Origin of the sequence: Stieleria sedimenti, from assembly GCF_025060895.1 — a bacterium.
GTDB lineage: Bacteria > Planctomycetota > Planctomycetia > Pirellulales > Pirellulaceae > Stieleria > Stieleria sedimenti.
This window is the reverse complement of record NZ_JANZKV010000210.1, coordinates 1-20,735: the sequence shown is the minus strand read 5'-3', so window position 1 is coordinate 20,735 and position 20,735 is coordinate 1. Positions and strand designations below refer to the sequence as shown.

Genomic DNA, 20,735 nt, shown 5'->3' with positions numbered 1-20,735 from the left:
GGTGCTCCTGGGCGCTTACACCGTAGTCATCGAATGGAGTCGCTGGAGGATTGCCGGAAGTTTCTGCAGTGGATCAATGATGAGATCGGGCGGCTTGAATCGGTCTCCAATAGGGTCCCCACTCGTCACCGGGCTCGATTGACCAAATGATCGCTCTCAACGGATCGAAACGACGTCGTAAACCTGGTGATCGGAAGGACGTCTCCCGACTCGAGTGGGTTGGCAATGCGATCGATGAGGCGATCTTCACCGTCGCGCCGAGTTGGGGTGAACGTCGGATTGCGTCGCGGCTGAAATGCCGGCTGCTGGCCGAGCAGGCTGGCAGAATGAAGGGGTTCGGTCGGCGGTCTCGGCACGCGCAACCATTGCGTGTCGCGCAGCGCCGCATGACGCGACGTCGACGAGACGCGCAACCCGGCAAACCAGAGGACGCATGACGCGGCGCAACCATTCGACGCGCCGGCGCAAACGTTGTGCCCGGACAGATTGTGCGGCGCGAGTGTGAGCCCGGCCGACAGGTAGGGCAAACCGGCTAGCTTTTCAAGCTTGGCATTGGTGCGTAACAACATTAGGCCGCCTCCCGAATGCTGGTTGCGTTTGCGCCACCGATCACAATGTGATCGAGAACGTTGATACCCAACATTTTGCCGCATTCGGTCAAACGGTCCGTCACGGCCCGATCTTCCCGGCTGGGCGTGGTATCGCCGGAGGGGTGATTGTGAACCAGGATGATGGCCGAAGCGCTCGCAGCGATGGCAGCGCGGAACACTTCCCGCGGGTGCACCAACGACGCGTCAAGAGTGCCACGCGTGACGCGTACCAATCCGGTCGGTCGGTGTTTCGTGTCTAACGTGACGATCGCGAATTCCTCGCAATCGCAACGGTCCGCGAAGTAGTCGCGCAGCAATGCCGGCAGGGTATCGCATGCGATACGCGTTGACGTGATCGGCGTTTCATAGCGGCCGGATCCCTATTGAATTTTGGCCAAACGCGTTTCGAACACCGGCAGCGCATCGGTTTGCTTGTCGCGTTGTTTGCGTAGTTCGACGTTCAATAGAACGTTGCGCCGATTCCATGCGGCATAGCCGCGGATCCGTGACGCGTTGTTTGCCGGGGGCGCTTCGGTGATTGTGGGGAACTCCCCCGTCGCGTTTTTTGGTAGGCGATACGAAACAACGTCGCGTCGTTGTCCTCTTGCAGGTACACAATCGAGTCACGCGTGTAACTGAATTGGGTGATCGAGTCTTCAAGCCTAAGCGCCACAATGTCGGCCATCGGGACGCGTAGTCACGCGTGGGACGGGTCAGAAAAGAATCGGTAGCGGCGCTTCAAAAGACGCTTTCGGGTATCATCGTTCACGGTTTGCACTCCACTAAGTGCGAGCAAGTCGACCGGTCGGGCTGCAATCCCTTCCGGGTGGCGTTTCTTGATACGCCGCGCGGCGTGTTTCCGCGGGCATCATCGGCCGAATCTGGCCCCCGTCAACAACGCCCCACGCCGCGGAAAACGCGGCGAATCCCAAGCAATGCCGGCCATTCCCACCAAGCACCAAGCGGGTCCTTCCGAGGGGGCGGGGCCGCCCATCGCGGGTTGCGCCTCGAACACCTCTCGCTGGCATGTGCGGGAAGGATCATCGCCACCACCACCCCCTTTTTGACCGAAATGCGTCTGAAACAAGGAAGAAACAGTACTGCACAAACATGGCCATCAATTTGATGACCATGTTTCGACCAACGAGGCATGCCAGAGATTTCGCTTCGTTTTAAAACGGATCTCACGGCCCATTCGACCTGCTCAATGGAATACACTGGATGGAGTAAATCTCCGGCGCTCGCGCCGTACAATCTATGGTTTGTCAACGGCGAGAGTATTGAACCGCGACCCAGCGTGACGGTTGTTGACATCAGAATTCCAATGCGTGTTCAGTACCAATTGGAAACCCAATGACACATATCTTACGGCATTGTAGCTTTGGCATTTTGATTCTTGTGACGGTCTGTACGTGCGCCGCAGACCGGGAACAGGCAATCCTCGGAGTACATAATTCTGTTGGCGACCGGATTGAAGTCGTTGAGCTTCGTCCTTCTTTTGATAGGGAATTAGCGGAAAAGGAATTCCATCGCCTAAAAGATGGTCAACGTATGTCGGTGCAATTTCAATACACCATTGAGTCCGTTGAAGGGGCAAGGATTTTTGTTGAACCTCACGCTGATGGAAAACGCCTTCGCAAGTTTGCAGCAAAAGGGTCGCCAATCTATCCGAAAGGATCCGCCAAAGCATCAAGCTATTTTGAATTGACCGATGAATCTGAAGTCGATGAGCTTCAGATTCAAATGTGGTCAAGTGGAAAACAGCTGCTTGTGTTGAAGATCCCCACTCGAATCAAGGGAGCCGAACCGGCAGCGAATCCTGTCGATCCCTACACCACACCGACGTTTCTCGCAATTTCGCAATCGCTGAAGGAACAAGGCAGACTGGCTCTTGATTCAAAGATCGAGGGGGCACTCGCAATTGTTGAGAAAGCACTCGAAGCCCCCGTTCCTGAAAACGTCCATCCAGAAAGCTGGAAAGCACATCTGGAAACGTCACGCGTTCAGATTCTTTGTTTCATCGACAAGGAAAAAGCAGCAGACTTGGCGGTGAAGTATCAACCGAGTCATCTGCAACTGCTGCAGAAGAACTTGTCCGAGACTGATGTTGTGGTTCCCGTATTGCACTCTCAGCGCCGTATGATTGACTCACTAAGAACGGATCAGCCAGACACGGCGATTGTGCTGGTGCAGCGACTTGAAGCAGCCTTGGAAGACACGAGTGAATCGGACGGAGCGCACATTTTCAGGGAGTTACGCAGCGCAAGACGTCACCTTGAATCAAGTCGCCGTTCGATCGAGCGAGCGAAGAAAGCATCGAAATGATGGGCTGCCTCGCTACAACGCGTATGACGAACAATTGCGTGAACCGGAGCGGCGAATCCGGTCGAATCTGAATTCAACGCGTAACCTCGCCGCCCCGTTACGCATTTCGTTCTCCGATTGGTGGATTCGGTAACAGGTAATTATGTCCAGTGAAGGACGCAAACGAACGATAGGCGTGGAAGAATCAGATCACAGCACACGTGTCAGTATCAAGGACGTTGCCCCGGTGAATGCAAAATCTCGGTTGTCTCGATTCCTGGCATTGAAACTGACACTGATTGGTTGCGGTCTTGGTGCGGTGGGCTTCCCACTGTGGCTCGTTAGCCGAGGTCATCCCTCACTTGCAGAAGTTCAAGCTGCGGCCATTGCTGGGGCGGTGTTTGGTAGCGTGGTTGGCCTCGCTCTATGGACCACGGCATCTGATAATCGCCCTCATTTTCTAGTCATCATGTTTGTGTGGGCATTCCTTTCCGTCATCCCGTTAACGATGATTTTCTGCCGAGCGGACTCCGGAGATTCAGTTTCGGCCGGCATCGCGAGTGGGATGGATAACGCTGCCAGTTTCCTATTCGTCGTCCTGCCAGGTTCTATCGCACTTGGTGTGTTCTTTGCGGTTGCAATCAGGTTCTGCCGTTCATGAATCTGACAATTCACGGACCATTCGCTATTCAACGATACGGAGAACCAGGAAATGCACGTGAGCGGCGGAGTCGTGTTTGTTTTTGAGTTCACGTCGTTCGCCGCCGCCGCGTGATTTCTACCGTTGTCCGACTGAAGTGAACCGATAGCACGTCATGCCCGTTGATCGGAATCCTTACCAACCGACCGTTGAAGCGGTATCGCCGACACAACCTTCAACTCCGCTTTCATTGGCTCGTATAGCGATGGCGTTCACAACTGCGATGTTTTGCATCGTTTATGCAACGGGCGCGATTCTTGCGGCTTGGAATTTGACGCGTATTGAACCCACGGGTGTGTTTTATGGGGACCATCAACTGACCGATTTCGCTTTGGTCGTTTTCGGAATGTGTGTTCTTGGGATTTGCGCATCCGTTTTAGCTTGGTGTTACAATCGGTGGATCCAATCGCTTCGTCCGTCTCCTGTTCGATTGACTATTGCTGGCGTTTGTGCACCGATTCCAATCTTTGTGATCGTGGACCGGCTGTTTTGACCGCAACATTCCGGGTATCAACGAGTTGACCTGGGACTTCGTCATGCGGACTTTCGATTGGCCGCTAGCTCGACTTGGTTTTTCCGGACTCGAATTCGCCAGTTCTGATACTCGAACAGGTAGCTGCCCCTTTCGATGCTCAATGGCTCACCAAGTCGAAGGTCTTTCTGCGTTTGGTAGCTGAACCATTCGGTCGGCTTGGCGTTTGGGCGGCGGACCGTGACGCGTGTCCCTTTCTTGATGAAGTAGCTCACGATGCGATTGCCCCCGATGCATCGCCGCCGGCAGACCATGTTGGAAGCGAGATGGTTCTTCGCTTACGGCCGATCTCCCTTCGCACCAATTTCATGCGGAATTGAATTTCGTTCTGGACTCGAAAGAGGTCGGGTGACTCGCGATTGAGTGTCGCGGGCAATGTCTTCTGCTGGCGGGATCGATTGGGGTGCTGAGGTGTGCGTCACCTCCACGCCGTAGCCAGGCAACGAATTCGCTCCGGCTCGTCGACCTTCCGCGTCAAAGGGTCCCGGCTCGGTGGGACCAACCCAAACGCAATTGATCGATAGCGGAGGCAACTCGATTGGGAAGACGTTCAGACGGTAATCGAGATCGCTGCAGAATCGTCCCGCTTCGCTTTCGCCTTCCAAGTCTCGGTGGGGCGCGGCAAGGATCCACACATCGTTGATCGTGCACGAGACCAGATCAACGAGATTTCGTTTTTACCGAAACGAAAAGTCGTTCTTTTACGAAATGCCGTTCCGCCGTGCAGCTCCGATGAAATTTCCTCAAGTGCTTCCATGAAAACAACTTAAGTCAGTCTCGACAAGATTGGCACGGAGCATGCGTTAGATGGAAGTCACGATCAGCGAACGACGCTGACCAACCCAACCACCTCCAGAAGTCGAGTTGAAACGATGTCCAGAATCCAGACCATCGATCCCAAACAAGCAACGGGCAAAGCAAAGGATTTGCTCAACGGTGTGCAGGCCAAACTAGGCATGACACCGAAGAACCTGCAACTCATCAGCTTGAGCGGCCACGGGAACAGCACTCCTGTCGCCAAACCCTGATCGAAATTGAAAGAACCCAGATACAACACCCACCATTCTTTGAAGGACAGAAAAATGTCAACGACAAAACGAAACGTCCCCCTTGTGCTTAGCCTCGCCGTCATGCTTGCTGCCGTCGGCATGTACTCTTTCCATGGCGGATCGCCATCGGCCGCCAGCAACGACGTTGCCAATCGCGTGACGCCTGTACCGATCGCACGGAATCTCGATACCAAACTCAAACTCGTTACATCGGTGGACCTGGGTCTTCCCAGGCCTGGCATGGTACTTGAGGCTGGTCGCACGGCCATTGTCATCACCGACCCGCAAAACGATTTCCTTAGTCCCGAAGGAGTAGCCTGGGGCGTCGTCGGTGAGAGCGTTACTGAAAACGGAACAGTCGACAACATTCACGCACTGTTCGAGACCGCCCGCGATTTGAACGTGCCGGTCTTCGTTTCCCCGCACTATTACTACCCACACGACCACCAGTGGAAGTTCGAGGGTGCACTAGAGTCGCTCATGCATAGCATCAAGATGTTCGACCGAAAAGACGCGCTGAGTTGCGACCACTTTCACGGATCCGGTGCTGACTGGCTTGAGCAATACAAGCCTTTCATCGAGGGAGACAACGTGGTTGTTACAAGCCCGCACAAGGTCTATGGGCCGGAATCCAACGACCTGGTCTTGCAACTTCGAAAACGCGGCATTGAGAAAATCATCCTGGCTGGCATGTCGGCAAACCTTTGCACCGAGTCTCACATGCGTGAATTGATCGAGCAGGGCTTTGAGGTCACCGTCGTGCAGGATGCGACCGCCGGTGCCAAAACACCTGCGGGGGATTCTCACAAAGTCGCATTGGCGAACTACCACTACATCGCCAGCGCTGTCGTTACGACCCAGGAAGCTGTCGCAGGCTTGCGTACGGCGTTTGTCGAAGCGTCCAGCAGGTAAGCAGCCCACGGCCGACACGGATTGAAGGTCGTCGTCATTCGGCGCGGCCTTCAAGACGCCGCGCGGTCAGATTTACCGATTCAACCACAACTCAGCACAACCACTCATGCTCAAGGAGCAAATCATGCCACAACCCACAGACATCAAGCCGCCGTTCACTCGTGAAACGGCGATCCTGAAAGTGCAAGCAGCCGAGGACGGCTGGAACTCACGCGACCCGGCGAAAGTCTCGCTGGCTTACTCGATCAACAGTGAGTGGAGAAACCGCGACACGTTCGTGAAAGGTCGCAATCAGATTGTCGAGTTCCTGTCCGACAAGTGGAAGAAAGAACTGGAGTATCGTCTGGCAAAACAGTTGTGGGCCTATACCGACAACCGCATCGCCGTGCGTTTCCAGTATGAGTACCACGATGCCGACGGCAACTGGTTTCGTGCCTATGGAAATGAGAACTGGGAGTTCGATGACGACGGGTTGATGCGACGCCGCGAGGCCAGCATCAACGACTACGCGATCGAGGAGTCTGAACGCAAGCTGCACTGGCCGCTGGGGCCACGTCCGGCGGGCGATCCCGGCCTGGAAGAACGCGTCAAATAGGCAGCGATTTGTTAATTGACCTTTTATCCTCGCAGGCGAGCGAATGATGAAGCCAGGTCGATGGAAGACAAATCGGCGAAGCTCTCGTTTGAAATGTCCGGCTTGTGGCTAGAGACGAGCGGCGAAGAGCTGGCCGATCCAATGAACACAATCGAAGCCGAATTACCGGCTTCGATGTCACGAAAGATTTTCCCTACCACTACGAAGAGAGTCCAATGTCGCTTCAAGAACAGCTGTCCACACTCAAATCACAAATCATCGCCAATCTCCCCGAGGAAATCGCTGCCGTCATGCGAGATGAGACGGAGAAACTGAGCGAGTCCGGTATCGTCGCGTTGGCCCCTAAGGCCGGAGACATTTTCGAAGACTTCACCCTGCCCAACCATCTCGGCGAGAAGAGAAGCCTCGCCGCTCTGAGAGAAAAGGGGCCTGTCGTCGTGACGTTCTACCGCGGTGGATGGTGCCCTTACTGCAACCTGGAATTGCGGGCCTACCAGGCGGTTCTCCCTGAGATCAAGGCTGCAGGAGCGACCTTGGTCGCCATCACGCCCGAACTCCCTGATGCATCTCTGTCGACCTCCGAGAAGAACGAGTTGGAGTTTGAAGTTCTCACGGACGCCAACTCAGACTACACACGAAAAATCGGGCTCGTCTTCACGCTGCCGGAGCGGTTACGCCCCATCTATGAGGGTATCGGGATCAATGTTGAAGATTACAATGGCCAAGGGCAATTCGACCTGCCGCTTGCCGCGACTTTCGTTGTCGACGTCGATGGATCCATCGCCAGCGCCTTCGTCAATGCGGACTACACCTTGCGCGCAGAGCCGTCGGATGTCGTGGAGGTGCTTCGATCACGCGTCAAACAAAACGCTTGAGTCTTCCATTGCGGATTTTCTCGGCGAGGTACACGGGTGACCGGGCCGGTTGTGGTGAAAACGCAGGAGTTGACTTGAAGGGGCAAAACGGGGCACCGCCCAGGAGACGGGAAACGAGCTGCCAACAGAGTTAGATTCGCAATGTCGCGAGTACTTCTTGACAACGAACAACTCTGTCGGCAGCGGTAATCATCTCCGCACCGCGGCGTGCATCTTGGCGTGCGTGCTCCTTACGCTTGGGCTTGCGTAGCAGCGTGCGACCAACCAATTCTGAACTCGGGAAAAACGAAATGAATGGGACGATGACCGTTCTCGTGCTTGGTGCAACTGGAGCGACGGGGCGGCTGCTCGTGCAGCAATTGCTTGACCGCGGCCTGAAGGTCAAAGCGATCGTGCGTTCATGCGATAGCCTTCCTGACTCCCTTCGGCAGCACGAGGGTCTATCCATCATCCGTGCGAGCGTACTGGATCTCAGCGATATCGAGATGGCGGAGCAGGTGACCGGATGTGAGGCGGTGGCATCTTGCTTGGGGCACAACCTGACCCTCAAGGGCATCTTTGGCCAGCCGCGCCGACTCGTGACCGATGGTGCTAAGCGATTTTGCCAGGCGATTAAGGCCAGGGGCTCGGACAAGCCAACCAAGTTCGTACTGATGAACACGGCTGGAAACAGCAACCGAAATCTAAAGGAGCCGATTTCGCGCGCTCAGAGCTGCGTGATCGGGCTACTTCGTCTGCTTGTGCCGCCTCATCGGGACAATGAGGAAGCCGCGGACTACCTGCGAACGGAGGTCGGTCAAAACGACACCGAGATCCAGTGGGTGGCCGTTCGCCCAGACAGTCTGTTCGACGAAGATAACGTGAGCGCCTACGAGTTACATCCGTCGCCGACCAGAAGTGCGATTTTCAATCCAGGGCGAACCAGTCGCATCAATGTCGCACATTTCATGGCCGACCTGATCACGAACCATGACGCCTGGGAGAAATGGAAAGGCCAGATGCCAGTGATCTACAACAAGAACTAAGCCCCCGACCGCCAGGACATCCTGAACGTCGGAGGCTTCTGCGACGCCGTGTTCCACGTCGTCGCATCGTTCCTAGAAAACGACGCATCTCGCTTCGTCCGCGAAGTGGAAGCCGTCGCGGGCGTTTTCGTTTGTATTTTGCGTCGCAGAGGACCAACCTGTCGGCCACAACTGTGACCGCTGCTTTTGGTCAAACTTCCGGCGTCCGCGCCAACCCACTGGGATTTCAGCGAAAAACGTGTGACACGATGCGCTGGGCGCGCTCCGGCGTGGGCCACCGGTGCGTGCTGGCGAAACGCTCCGGTCGATGAAACCGCGTGTAGTTGGCCGCCGATGAATGCGAGATCAAAATGGTCGGGGATGAAGTCAGAGTCGAGTTGAAATACTCCGAACCCGATGGATCGGGGACCGATAAAATCCGCGAGTACTTTGAAGTCCATGAAATCAACTTCATCGTGTTCTTGGGCTTTGGGCAGTCTGCTTTCGTGACATCAACCCGTGGGACGTGCCAGATTTTTGAACCGAGCATAAAACGACCGTATTTCGGATAGCCCCGCGCAGCGTCATCAATCGTCCGAATCGAGTTTCTGAACGCCCGAACGGTGCATCGTCTCTATCCGGTCGGGATGCGCGGCATCATTCGAACGTTTCAGCGGTACTCGCCTTCGGCCCTGTTTCCATGCTTCGGTTTCGCGACCGATGCGACTTACCCCGGCTCCTCCGGCGCGGCGGTCGATGCAACCGACTGCGCGAAGAAATCGCGTTTTCTCTGTTCGGTGCGATCGCACTCTGTCTAATGCCGGACGCAGATTGAAACGCCCGCTTTCAGCGCTTCGGTTGGACCAACCGCCAGCAGTTGTGGGTGTCGCCAAATGTTTTCGGTGCTGGAGACCGATGCGAGTGTTGGTTTGGGACATGGCATCAAAATCGGCTTTCAATAAGTGATGCCGTGTCCCTGCGCCAAATCTCTGATTCTGGGACTGTACCTAATCGCCGCCTTTGGCGAGGAATCGGTTGGAAATCGTTTTGAACGAAATTCGATCGTCGCCTGAACCGTGTCCCCAGACCAGCCCCTCGCGTTCGGTTTTTGGATTCAGCGTGCTCTTGCCTTCGGCGATCGCAAGGATCTCGTCGATCGTTTCTGGCACGGTAGGGACGTCGATTTTATCAGTGACGGATTTGATCGAACCGTAAGGCGATTAGACTTTCGCGGCGCCGGCCCTCTCTGGCGTTTGCTTGCTGCGCAAACGCCGTCTCTCCCAGAGGGAGAGAATCGAAATGGGCTGCCAAATCCCTGCAGAGAAAGATTCGACGTCCCACGGAGCAGCGGTATGCGACTTGCCGTCAGCGGGTGAACTCGATTTGCGGCGATTCTGTGGGCAAGGCGTTCAACATTCCCGTCGCCTTGGCCCAGGTCTCCGCCTCCTCGGCCTCCGGATTGCTACGCGCCGTGATGCCTCCGCCCACCGGGATCTGCAACCGGCCGGCCGTTGCCGTGATCGTGCGGATCAGGATGTTGAAATCCGCGTCGCCCCCACAGCTGAAATAGCCCATCGATCCACAGTACGGACCACGCGGATGGGGTTCCAGTTCCGCAATCGTTTTCATCGCTTCGATCTTCGGCGCCCCGGTCACGCTGCCGCCGGGAAAGCAGGCCATGACGACATCCACCGCGTCGACGCCGTCCACCAAGTCGCCTTCGACGACCGAGACGAGGTGTTGCACAAATTGATACCGCTCGATCTCACAGAGCCGACTGACGACGACGCTTTCGTCCCGACAGACGCGTGACAGATCGTTCCGCATCAGATCGACAATCATGACGTTTTCGGCGCGGTCTTTTTCGCTGGCGAGCAACGTCGCGGCCAAGTCCGCATCGGCGGCCTCGTCGCCCGTGCGGGGAACCGTCCCCTTGATCGGACGTGTTTCGACGTGACGATCGCGAAGTTGCAAAAACCCTTCCGGCGACGAGCTGAGCACCTGAAAGTCGCCTCCGTCGTAGTACCCGGCGAACGGGGCCGGATTGGCGCTGCGGAGCCGCAGGTACAACGCCGCCGGGTCGAGCGACGAAGCCGTCGTCAGTCGCTGGGCCAAGTTGACTTGAAATGAATCGCCGCCGCGAATCCGTTCCACGATGTCAGCGACCGACGCGCGAAACCCTTCACCGGTGAAATTGCTGGTCACGTCGCCAGGGGCGTCTGGCGGCGAATCGACACGGTGAAGTTGATGAGGCGTGTGATCTCCTTGGGGCTTCACACCGGAAATCAAATCGCAGATCTGGTCGGCGCGTTCGCCCGCGCATCGCAACCGACGTGATGCGGCCGACGCCTGAGACGACTCGCCACCAAGGTCCAAATCTTCCGCCGTGAAGCCTTGGCAGATCAACCAGGACCGATTCTCAAAATGGTCGATCGCGATGGTCCAATCAAACACGCCGAACGACATCGCCGGCGTCGGCAAGTCGTTGTCTTGATGTAGATGGCACTCCGCCAACGCTTCCGGCTCCAACCAGCGGGCTGCTTCGTAACCGATCACTCCCATCAACCCGCCTTGAAATGGGGGCAACGACGCGTCGAAGGCGTCGGGCAAGGCGTTAACCCAACGCGACAACTCGGGCCAAGGGTTCGGCTGGTCCGGGAACACACTGAGCCGCTTGACCGGGTCCGCGGACAAGAACGAGTACCGGGACAGCCGCCGCACCACCTCGTCGACGGACGTTTGCACGGTCGCCGAATCCAACCAGACGCGCCCCGGCAAACCAGCCAACGCCTGGAAGAGATCGGCCACGTCCTGATCCGATGCGATCGGTCGCACGACGGGCGGACGGCTCAATTCAGGACGCTTCGGCACGAATAGGGTGAGGTGAACGAAGGAAGATGGGCGGGCGGCGGGTTGTAGCTTGACTCTCGGTCGGGCGGCGTTCAACCGCAAATGCTGGTTGGGGCGGGGGGATGGCAGAAAGAGGGGCGTCAGGAAAATGGGCAGGAGGGAGGAGTCAGGAGGGGGGAAGGGAGGACTGGGGAGAAGGCAGAATGATGGGGCGGCAGAATGATGGGGCGGCAGAACGATGGGGGCAGGACGATGGGGGCAGGACGATGGGGGCAGAGGGGTGGTGTTTGGGGTGACGGGTTTACGCTCGTTGGGTGATGGGGGATGATTCGATCTAGTTCCCCCAAACCAAGAGGTCGTGCCGTTTCTAAGCGGTTGATTTCAAAGAGTTTTCGTCACTCTCCCTATGGGAGCGTCGCGAGGAGAGGGTTCTCTTTGCTGCTTGGGACACGACTCTGGCAGGTGAAGAAAAACTCGCGTTTCACCGTTCGACCTCCCCTCACTTCGCTCGACCCTCCTGCCAGGAGGGTTGCTTTTAAAACTGCACGACCTCCCAACAGAGAAACGCACGCTTGCGAGAATCAATCACGTTCTTGAAGGAATTCGCCAAGCATCCCACCAAGGTTGGAGCGATTGCGCCGAGCAGCCCGGGCCTGGTTTCGGCGATGGTGGATTGGTTTGACTGGCCGTCGATCCGCAACGTCGTCGAATTCGGCCCCGGCACGGGTGTGTTTACCGAAGCGATCGTCGAGCGACTGCATCCGGACGCTAAGTTTTTTGCGATCGAACGCAGCGATGAATTGGCTGCGATGACACGGGCGCGATGCCCGGCGGCGAAGGTGATCGAAGACAGCGCGACCAATCTGGCAGCGATCTGTGACGCCGAGGGAATGGGTGAGATCGACGCGGTGATCTGCGGATTGCCGTGGGCGTCGTTCCCCGACTCGCTGCAAGCGGAAATCATGGAGGCCATGGTCGACCGGATGTGCAAGGGCGGCCGCTTCGCGACGTTTGCCTACTGGCAGGGCGTCGTGCTGCCCGCCGGTCGGCGCTTTTCTCGGCGGTTGAAGACCAGCTTTGCCGAGGTCGGACGCAGCCACACGGTTTGGCGGAATCTGCCTCCGGCGTTTGTTTATCGTTGCGTGAAGTAGGTGGCAAGCTGGAAGCGTACTCCACGTCGGCAAGCTGAAGCTTTTAGTGGGTGGCAAGCTGGAAGCTTACCCCACTAGAAGCCGCGTTGGAGGCCGGCGGTGATGTCGAGATCGAGGGGTGCGAACTGGCCGCGACGCATTTTTTCCAGCGCGATCGCTCCCATCACGGCGTTGTCGGTGCACAGGTTCATGGGGGCGATCACCAACTGGAAACCGTTTTGTTCAGCGGCCGTTTGCATTCCCGTGCGCAACACCGGATTCGCCGCGACCCCGCCGCCGACGATCAAGAACCCGGCCTCGTACGCTTTGACCGCGCGGACCGATTTGGCGACCAGCACGTCAACGACGGCGGCCTGAAACGAGGCACAGATATCAGCTTTGGCTTGATCGCTCAGGTTGATGTCCGAAAAATCTTTCACGCCGGGCGGGGCGATGCTGTAGCGGACCGCGGTTTTTAGGCCACTGAAACTGAAGCGGTACCCGGGTTCTTTGAGCATCGAACGCGGGTAGGCGTGTGCTTTCGGATCCCCTTGGGCGGCCAAACGTGAGACGGCAGGCCCGCCGGGAAAGCCGAGATTGAGCATTGCACCGACCTTGTCGAACGCCTCCCCGGCGGCATCGTCGATCGTCCCGCCGAGGTATTCCAGGTCCAGCGGGCTGGTGCAGTGATACAGACTGGTGTGTCCGCCGCTGACGACCAGTCCGATACAGGGATAGACGGAAACGTCGGACGCCATCTGGCAGGCGTACAAATGGGCGTGCAGGTGGTTGATCGCCACCAACGGCTTTTTCCAGGCCACCGCCAGCGTTTTGGCGGCGACGACCCCGACCAACAGCGATCCGGCCAATCCGGGTCGGTCGGCGACGGCGATCGCGTCCAAATCGGCGCCTTGCAGCTCTGCCTTCCGCAGCGCGGTGTCGATCACTGGTAAAATCCGCTCGACGTGGGCCCGCGCGGCGACTTCCGGGACCACCCCGCCGAACTGTTCGTGCAGGGTTTCCTGGGTGGCGACGCACTCGCCGAGCACGCTGCCGTCGTCGCAAATCACCGCCGCAGCGGTCTCGTCACAGGTCGATTCGATGGTCAAAATGGGCATCGCCAAATCTTACTGCTGATCAGCCCTTGACACCAACCGGTAGGGCACGATACTTGCACGCTTCCAAATACGGCAAACAACGGATAAACGCCAGAACGACGACTCTATGCCCACCATCAATCAACTCGTCCGCAAGCGACGCAAACTGAAAAAACGCCAAAGTAAGTCTCCCGTACTGGAGAAATGCCCGCAGAAACAGGGTGTTTGTCTGCAGGTCCGTACGATGACCCCCAAGAAGCCGAACTCGGCACTTCGAAAGATTTCGCGGGTCAAGTTGAGCAACGGCAAAGAAGTCACCGTTTACATTCCCGGCGAAGGTCACAACCTGCAGGAGCACTCGATCGTGCTCGTCCGCGGTGGCCGGATCCGTGACTTGCCCGGTGTTCGCTACCAGGTCGTCCGCGGCAGCCGTGACGCGTTGGGCGTCGAAGGCCGTAAACGATCTCGCAGCCGTTACGGTGCCAAGAAATAGCACCGCCGGCTCGGCCGTTAGAAACACGCATTATTCAGAACGAACATCACTCGACAATTGAAAGTTTGAAATGGGACGGATCACCGCAAGTAAGAAACAGCTCAAGGGCGACCCACGCCACAATTCGATGCTGGCCGGCAAGTTCATCAATTGCTTGATGCTGGACGGAAAGAAGACCGTCGCCCAGAAAGTCTTCTACGATGCGTTGGCGGAAATCGCTCGACGTGGCGAGACCGAAGGCGACGAGCCGATCGAAGTCTTTGAAGCCGCACTGGAAAACATCAAGCCGTACATCGAAGTTCGCAGCAAGCGAGTCGGTGGTGCCAGCTACCAGGTTCCGATGCAAGTCAATCGTGCCCGTCAGCAAAGCTTGGCCATCCGCTGGTTGCTCGAAGCGGTCCGCAGCAAGAAGGGCCGTCCGATGCACCTAAAGCTGGCCGACGAAATCATGGCCGGATATAAGAAGGAAGGCGTCGCGTACACCAAACGCGAAAACACGCACCGCATGGCCGACGCCAACAAGGCGTTCGCACACTTTGCGTGGTGATCGGCGTTCCGATCACTCCCAAAAACAACAACGCAATCAACCTTTTCAAACCGCGACACGGCTATCCCGCCGTGATCGCGGTTTTTTGTTCCCATCGGTTCCAATCCTTAGCGGTCTAGCGGAAATCGCCAAGACGTTACAAAATCCTGCCCTTCGACGTTGCACTCGGCGGAGTTCCGCTGCCACTTCCCTACCCCCCGATCAATCATGTCTGCCGACATCAATTTACTGCGCAACATTGGTATCATCGCTCATATCGATGCCGGTAAAACGACAGTCACCGAACGCATGCTGTACCTCAGCGGTGCAAAGCACCGCGTCGGACGTGTCGACCACGGCACGACCGACACCGATGACGACCCCGAAGAACAGGAACGCGGGATCACCATCTTCAGCGCCTGCGTGAAGTACCGTTGGGACAAGTACCACATCAACTTGCTCGACACGCCCGGGCACGTCGACTTCACCGCCGAAGTGGAACGATGCTTGCGTGTCCTGGACGGCGCGGTCGTCGTGTTTTCGGCGCGGGAAGGCGTCGAGGCGCAAAGCGAAACGGTGTGGCGGCAAGCGGATCGCTACAACGTGCCGCGAATCGTTTTCATCAACAAGATGGATCGCGAAGGCGCCGATTTCGATTCCGTCTTCAACGACATCGGCCCCCGACTGGGCGGCCGACCGGTTGCGGTCGAACTGCCCGTCGGACAAGGCCCGACTCACGTCAACAACCCGTTCCGCGGGGTGATCGATCTGGTCGACCTGAAGTTACTGCAGTTCGATCCGGAGACCGAAGGCAAGGAGGTCACGCAAACGGAAATCCCCGACGAGTTGATGGACGATGCGCTGCTGTGGCGCGAACAACTGTTGGAAACGGTTTGCGAGATTGATGACGACGCGATGGCCCTGGTGATGGAAGACCAGGAGGTACCGGTGGACGTGATTCGCAAAGCGTTACGCAAGGGCTGTATCGACCAGACGATTCAGCCCGTGCTGTGCGGGTCGGCGCTGCACGGTATCGGCGTCCAACCGCTGATGACCGCCGTCGGACACTACTTGCCCAGCCCACTCGACCGCCCGCCGGTCGAAGGTTTCAATCCGAAAAAGCCGGACCAGCAACTGATCCGAAAGCCGGACCCGACCGAGCCGTTTAGCGCGTTGGTGTTCAAGATTCTGCCGGCCAAGACGGGCGACAATTATTGGATTCGGATTTACAGCGGACAACTGAAACAGAACTCACGGGTCTATTGCCCCAACCGCGACAAGAAAGAAAACGTCGCCCAGCTGTGGCAGATCCACGCATCCAAAAAAGAACGCGACGGGCAAACCGAATCGCTGGGCGCCGGCGACATCTGCTGTGTCATCGGTCCCCGGTTTGCCATCACCGGCGACACCCTCTGCGACACCCAGAACCAGATCGAATTGCCCAGCATCACGTTCGCCGACACGGTGTTGTCGATGGCGATCGAACCGGAGAACACGGGAGACCGCAAGAAACTCGATGACACCCTGGACATGCTGCGTCGCCAAGACCCGACGTTTCGAGCGGTCGATAACGAAGAACTGGGGCAGACGATCATCAGCGGCATGGGCGAGCTGCACCTGGAAGTGATCCAGCACCGGCTGACTCGCGATTTCGGCTTGAACGTCAAATTCTACAAACCCCGGGTCAACTACCGCGAAACGATTGGCGGCAGAGCCGACGTTGTCGGTGTCTGCAATCGCCAGATGGGCGCGAATCAGATGTTTGCCCGGTTGAGTGTCCGGGTGTCGCCCCTGGAAGACAGCTCCGCAAAGCCGATCGTGTTCGATCGCCTGCCGCCGGACACGCTGTTGCAAGGCGACGTGCGGCACGCCGCGATTCAAGAACTGCGCGACCGCGCCGAAGGCGGCGGTGTGTTGGCCGGTTTCCCGCTCTCGGGAATCAAGCTGGAAGCCTATGACGCCGAGGTCAGCGAGGAGGGTGGAATCGAAGAGGTCGCGTTCCGCATCGCCGCCGGCGACGCCTTTGACAAGGCGCTCGAGAAAGCCGGCCCCGTGCTGCTCGAACCGATCATGAGGGTAGAAGTCACGACGCCGGAAGACTACATGGGTGAATTGGTCGGCGACTTGCAACAACGCCGCGCCCTGATCGCCGCCACCGAAACACGCGGCGCGATGACCGTGATCACCGCCCATGCCCCGCTGAAAGAGCTGTTCGGCTATTCGAGCGCCGTCCGCAGCCTCAGCCAAGGCCGCGCCGGAAGCAGCATGGAACCACTCGGCTACCAACCGGCCCCCAAAGAAGACGCGCACAGTTTCCAGTTTTGATCGCTGCCAGCAGGTGGCCGAGTGATAGCGGAACGGCGCGAGCCGTCCGGTTTCAGGGTTGGAAACGCGTTGACGGGCCGAAGGGCTCGCGCCCTGCCGCTAACAATCACAATTCGTATGGTGCCGACGGAGAGCGCCAGCGAGTCGGGTATCCCGAAGGGATTTCAGCGAGTAGCCGGAGGTCAGCGCAGCGCCACCTCCGGGAAGGATGCTCCCGCAAATCCCCTCGACCCCGGACGGGGTCGCAGCGCATCAATCTGCGGGCGGAGGGGCAGTCCGCGTTTCTGAAAGAGTTGACCGTGGCGTTTGCGTGCGCGGGTGGCGGACCGGGCGCGAGGGCTCGTACGCAATTTGCTTCGACACCCTTCGGGGTCGCGACACGCTGGTGCCCGAGTATCCGGAGGTGTCGCTGCGCTCACCTCCGGCTACTGGCTTTGACCCCGTCCGGGGTCCTGCCAGCGGCATCGGCACAGTAGGTGATAGCGGCACGGCGCGAGCCGTCCGGTTTCCGCGTTGAAAACGCGGTGGCGGGCCGGAGGGCTCGCGCCCTGCCGCTAACAAGAATAGAACTCAATCGTCGTTGTCGCGGGTCAGGTGACCGCTGCGGGCGATCGCCAGCAGCAACCACAACATCACCGAGATGCTTCCGACCATGCCGACCAGCCCGAACAGACTGATCGGTTCCAGCGTGGTGAAGTACAGCGGAATGGAGATCAACGGCGAGACCTGCTGGGCGAGCAACAGCGATGATCCGAGAAACACGGCGCTGGCCATCACGCCGAGGACCAGTCGGTTGACAGACGGCCCCAGTCGCTGATGCTCAAGCGTGAATCGAGTTTCGCCGCGGCGAAGCATTTGCATCAACGAAACCAGTTCGTCGGGCGCCGATTCGAGAAAGCTTTCCGCTTCCAAGTAAATGCGACGGGCCTGACGGAACCGACGTTGCGGACTCAAGCGGCGAAGCATCGTCTTGTGCGCCAGAGATCGAATCACTTTCAACGAGTCAAAACTGGCGCCCAGTTCGCTCAGGGTGCCTTCGAGCGAGATCAACATCTTCAGCAACAAGGCCGACTGGTTGGGCAACTTGATCGAATGCTTGTGCAGCAGTTCGGTCAGCGCGGTCAGTGCCCCGGCCAGATCGAATTCATCCATCGATTGCTGGCCATAGGTGCCGATAAAATCGGCGACGTCGATCGACAGCGCGGATTCGTCGAGGGTGGGAGGCGTTTCACCGACACGGCGAATCAGGCGGGTCAAGCGATTTTGATCGCCCCCTGAAATGGCGACCAACATGTCTTCGATGTTCTCTCGCAACCTCTCATCGATCCGTCCGGTCATCCCGAAATCCAAGATTCCGAGCCGGCCATCCTCGAGCAAGAACAAGTTGTCGGTGTGGGGATCGGCGTGAAACAGGCCTTCTTCAAAGATCATCGCCAGATAGACATCTGCGATCGCATGCCCGATCGTTTCGCAGCGATCGGCGTCCAGCGTGATCCTGGCCAACGGGTCGCGTCGGCCGTTCTCGCCGGACGGCTTCGTCGCGGCGCCGTTGCCGTGGGATGGTGGTTCGTCGGCGGCGGTCGATTTCACGCGCTGCGATGCGGCCGGAGCGGTTGGTCGTTCCGAATCACGCAAGCATTCGGCCAGCGAGCGCCCCATCAGTTCGTCCATGACCAAAACGCGGCGGGTGCACAGCGGGGCGATCGGATTGGGCACCACGACGTCGGCGCTGTGTTTGGCGATCCACGTGGAAAAGTGCTCCAACGATTGTCGCTCCCGGCTGAAATCCAGCTCGCGGGTGATGATCGGGGCGAGCTGGCGGACCACATCGCCCGGTCGCCAGGCCGCCACCGTTTCGACCCGTTCGGCCAGCACGGCCAATCCGCTCAAGACCTCGATGTCCTGCTTGACCGTTTTTTCGATTCCCGCCCGCTGGACCTTCAGGACAACCCGTCGCCCGTCGTTGAGCACCGCGCGGTGGACCTGGCCGATCGAGGCACTGGCCAGCGGCTGGGCATCGATGCTGGCGAAGTGGGATTCGTAATCGTCGCCCAATTCGCCGGCCAGCGTTTTGCGCACCGTCGCAATGTCGTCGGGCCGGACGTTGGCCCGCAACCCCTTCAATTCTTCGCTGAGGGCGATGCCGACCAAGTCGGGGCGTGCGGCCAGGATCTGGCCGAGTTTGATGAACGTGGGGCCGAGGTCCGTCAGCGCCATCCGCACCCGCTGTTCCCGCGTGTACTCTGCCAACGGCGTGCCACGATGGTCCTTGAACCAGCCCTGGAAGGGGAACCGACGGTGTTGGCTGAGCCAATCGGCCAACCCGTAGCGGCGCAGCACGGCCAGGATCTCGCGCCAGCGGCGCAGATTCCGGTAAAGCTGGGGGATGGCGGTGATTTTCATGCGAAAACGATGAACAAAGCGGTGGCCGGGCTATTGTAGCTGGGAGGATAAATTTCAAGCCGTTGGCCGGGGTCGCAAAAAGATTTAGACAAAGAAACCAAACGGATTGATCAGTTAAACTGGTGGTCAGCCTTCGCCGCCGCCCCACCCCCGCTCGTCTTTCCCGCGATTTGTTTCTTATGACCGAAGCCCCACCTGTCGTCGACCCGTCTGCCCACGCAGGAGCCTCGGCCGGGGGTGCCGGCGAAGTCGCCAATGTCGCGGCGGTTTCCGAATTCGCCAAACGGGTGATCGCCAATGTCGAGCACGCGATCGTCGGCAAACGAAAGCAGCTGGTGCTGTCCCTGGTCGCCTGGTTCAGCGGCGGCCACGTGTTGCTCGAAGACGTGCCGGGGGTGGCCAAGACGATGCTGGCCCGGGCGTTGGCCAAAAGCATCGGCTGCCAGTTCAAACGGGTCCAGTGCACGCCGGACCTGCTGCCGACCGACGTGACGGGGACGTCGATTTTCAACCAGAAAGAGGCCGAGTTTGAGTTTCGCGCCGGACCGGTCTTCACCCAGATTTTGCTGGCCGACGAGATCAACCGCGCCACGCCGCGAACGCAGGCCTCGTTGCTCGAGGCGATGGCCGAGGGCTGTGTCACCGTCGACGGAACGACGCATGTTCTGGAAAAGCCGTTTCTGGTGATCGCCACCCAAAACCCCGTCGATCACGAAGGCACGTTCCCGCTGCCCGAGGCCCAGCTGGACCGTTTTCTGATGCGATTCAGTCTGGGCTACCCGTCGATGGAAGAAGAGATGCGGATGCTGGAATTGCTGCAGCACACGCATCCGATCGATCGCTTGCCGGCCGTCGCGACGGCGAAAGAGCTGATTGCGGCGCAAGCGGAGATTCGCAAGGTCCACGTCGATCCGCGGGTGCGACAGTACTTTTTGCAGATCATCGAGCAGACGCGCCGTCACAATGATCTGGCGCTCGGTGGCAGCCCCCGGGCGACGATCGCGTTATTTCGCTGCGGTCAGGCGATGGCGGCGATTCGGGGGCGAGGATTTGTCACGCCCGATGACATCAAACGAGTGCTCTCCCCGGTGATGAACCACCGCCTGATCCTGCGACCGGAAAGTCGGCTTCGTAAAGTCACCACGGAAAGCGTGTTGCAGGAAATCGTCAGCGAAATCGCCGTGCCGACGGTGCAGACGTAGCGGACAACGCCTAATGCCACTTCCTTTGGGTCTGACGATGGTAGCGGAACGGCGCCAGCGGGCTGGTGACGACGCCTGGCGGCGTGGAAGACCGGAGGGCTCGCGCCCTGCCGCTAACACGAACACCCCAGTGATGGTAGCGGAACGG

The 20,735-nt window shown here is 58.5% G+C and carries 20 protein-coding genes; 13 read left to right on the top strand and 7 right to left on the bottom strand.

Features of this window, described 5'->3' with window-relative positions; translation table 11 throughout:
• Positions 1–125 precede the first annotated feature (125 nt).
• The gene (locus tag NZK35_RS25735; protein ID WP_259635387.1) at positions 126–569 is read right to left on the bottom strand and encodes a GP88 family protein; all 444 of its coding nucleotides are present in this window, start codon (positions 567–569) and stop codon (positions 126–128) included.
• A complete protein-coding gene (locus NZK35_RS25730; protein WP_407699836.1) occupies positions 569–907 on the bottom strand; it encodes a JAB domain-containing protein in 339 nt (112 codons plus the stop codon). Before NZK35_RS25730 ends, NZK35_RS25735 begins: the two co-directional genes overlap by 1 nt.
• Positions 908–1,943: 1,036 nt before the next feature.
• Between NZK35_RS25730 and NZK35_RS25725 the strand changes: the two genes are divergently transcribed.
• The 3 genes from NZK35_RS25725 to NZK35_RS25715 all read left to right on the top strand — a co-directional run bounded on the left by NZK35_RS25725 (position 1,944) and on the right by NZK35_RS25715 (position 4,087).
• Positions 1,944–2,915 (top strand): hypothetical protein, encoded by a 972-nt coding sequence (locus NZK35_RS25725; protein ID WP_259635386.1) that lies wholly within the window; start codon positions 1,944–1,946, stop codon positions 2,913–2,915.
• A gap of 175 nt (positions 2,916–3,090) precedes the next feature.
• The gene (locus NZK35_RS25720) at positions 3,091–3,555 is read left to right on the top strand and encodes a hypothetical protein (RefSeq protein WP_259635385.1); all 465 of its coding nucleotides are present in this window, start codon (positions 3,091–3,093) and stop codon (positions 3,553–3,555) included.
• A 154-nt stretch (positions 3,556–3,709) separates the two neighbouring features.
• Complete coding sequence (locus NZK35_RS25715; protein WP_259635384.1) at positions 3,710–4,087, top strand: hypothetical protein; 378 nt, start codon at positions 3,710–3,712, stop codon at positions 4,085–4,087.
• 41 nt (positions 4,088–4,128) lie between these two features.
• Here the strand turns inward: NZK35_RS25715 and NZK35_RS25710 are convergent, their stop codons facing one another.
• Positions 4,129–4,341: a hypothetical protein gene (locus NZK35_RS25710; protein WP_259635383.1), complete on the bottom strand. Its 213-nt coding sequence runs from the start codon at positions 4,339–4,341 to the stop codon at positions 4,129–4,131.
• Positions 4,342–4,998: 657 nt separating this feature from the next.
• Between NZK35_RS25710 and NZK35_RS25700 the strand changes: the two genes are divergently transcribed.
• The 5 genes from NZK35_RS25700 (at position 4,999) to NZK35_RS25680 (ending at position 8,582) form a co-directional block, all read left to right on the top strand.
• Positions 4,999–5,154: a hypothetical protein gene (locus NZK35_RS25700; RefSeq protein ID WP_259635382.1), complete on the top strand. Its 156-nt coding sequence runs from the start codon at positions 4,999–5,001 to the stop codon at positions 5,152–5,154.
• A gap of 6 nt (positions 5,155–5,160) precedes the next feature.
• Positions 5,161–6,087 carry a cysteine hydrolase gene (locus tag NZK35_RS25695; protein ID WP_259635381.1) on the top strand — a complete coding sequence of 309 codons (927 nt, stop codon included), beginning with the start codon at positions 5,161–5,163 and terminating at the stop codon, positions 6,085–6,087.
• A 124-nt stretch (positions 6,088–6,211) separates the two neighbouring features.
• Entirely contained in the window at positions 6,212–6,682 is a 471-nt protein-coding gene (locus NZK35_RS25690) for a nuclear transport factor 2 family protein (protein WP_259635380.1), read from the top strand.
• A gap of 215 nt (positions 6,683–6,897) precedes the next feature.
• Positions 6,898–7,557, top strand: a complete 660-nt coding sequence (locus tag NZK35_RS25685; protein WP_259635379.1) for a peroxiredoxin-like family protein — start codon at positions 6,898–6,900, stop codon at positions 7,555–7,557.
• A 302-nt stretch (positions 7,558–7,859) separates the two neighbouring features.
• On the top strand, positions 7,860–8,582 hold the full coding sequence (locus NZK35_RS25680) for an NAD(P)-dependent oxidoreductase (protein ID WP_259635378.1): 723 nt from the start codon (positions 7,860–7,862) through the stop codon (positions 8,580–8,582).
• A gap of 986 nt (positions 8,583–9,568) precedes the next feature.
• Here the strand turns inward: NZK35_RS25680 and NZK35_RS25675 are convergent.
• Positions 9,569–9,730, bottom strand: a complete 162-nt coding sequence (locus tag NZK35_RS25675) for a hypothetical protein (protein WP_259635377.1) — start codon at positions 9,728–9,730, stop codon at positions 9,569–9,571.
• Positions 9,731–9,926: 196 nt separating this feature from the next.
• A complete protein-coding gene (locus NZK35_RS25670; RefSeq protein WP_259635376.1) occupies positions 9,927–11,432 on the bottom strand; it encodes an anthranilate synthase component I family protein in 1,506 nt (501 codons plus the stop codon).
• A gap of 551 nt (positions 11,433–11,983) precedes the next feature.
• Here NZK35_RS25670 and NZK35_RS25665 point away from each other — a divergent pair.
• The gene (locus NZK35_RS25665; protein WP_259635375.1) at positions 11,984–12,562 is read left to right on the top strand and encodes a class I SAM-dependent methyltransferase; all 579 of its coding nucleotides are present in this window, start codon (positions 11,984–11,986) and stop codon (positions 12,560–12,562) included.
• Between the two features lie 74 nt (positions 12,563–12,636).
• Here NZK35_RS25665 and tsaD read toward each other — a convergent pair whose 3' ends face one another.
• A complete protein-coding gene (gene tsaD / locus NZK35_RS25660) occupies positions 12,637–13,659 on the bottom strand; it encodes a tRNA (adenosine(37)-N6)-threonylcarbamoyltransferase complex transferase subunit TsaD (protein ID WP_259635374.1) in 1,023 nt (340 codons plus the stop codon).
• A 106-nt stretch (positions 13,660–13,765) separates the two neighbouring features.
• Between tsaD and rpsL the strand changes: the two genes are divergently transcribed.
• The 3 genes from rpsL to fusA all read left to right on the top strand — a co-directional run bounded on the left by rpsL (position 13,766) and on the right by fusA (position 16,982).
• The gene (gene rpsL, locus NZK35_RS25655) at positions 13,766–14,131 is read left to right on the top strand and encodes a 30S ribosomal protein S12 (protein ID WP_095742113.1); all 366 of its coding nucleotides are present in this window, start codon (positions 13,766–13,768) and stop codon (positions 14,129–14,131) included.
• 70 nt (positions 14,132–14,201) lie between these two features.
• Positions 14,202–14,678, top strand: a complete 477-nt coding sequence (gene rpsG, locus NZK35_RS25650) for a 30S ribosomal protein S7 (protein WP_095742114.1) — start codon at positions 14,202–14,204, stop codon at positions 14,676–14,678.
• Positions 14,679–14,885: 207 nt separating this feature from the next.
• Positions 14,886–16,982 (top strand): elongation factor G, encoded by a 2,097-nt coding sequence (fusA, locus tag NZK35_RS25645; protein WP_259635373.1) that lies wholly within the window; start codon positions 14,886–14,888, stop codon positions 16,980–16,982.
• 570 nt (positions 16,983–17,552) lie between these two features.
• Here fusA and NZK35_RS25640 read toward each other — a convergent pair.
• Positions 17,553–19,385, bottom strand: coding sequence for an ABC1 kinase family protein (locus NZK35_RS25640; protein WP_259635372.1), 1,833 nt, complete (start codon positions 19,383–19,385; stop codon positions 17,553–17,555).
• Positions 19,386–19,564: 179 nt separating this feature from the next.
• Between NZK35_RS25640 and NZK35_RS25635 the strand changes: the two genes are divergently transcribed.
• Positions 19,565–20,587, top strand: coding sequence for an AAA family ATPase (locus NZK35_RS25635; protein WP_259635371.1), 1,023 nt, complete (start codon positions 19,565–19,567; stop codon positions 20,585–20,587).
• Positions 20,588–20,735 lie beyond the last annotated feature (148 nt).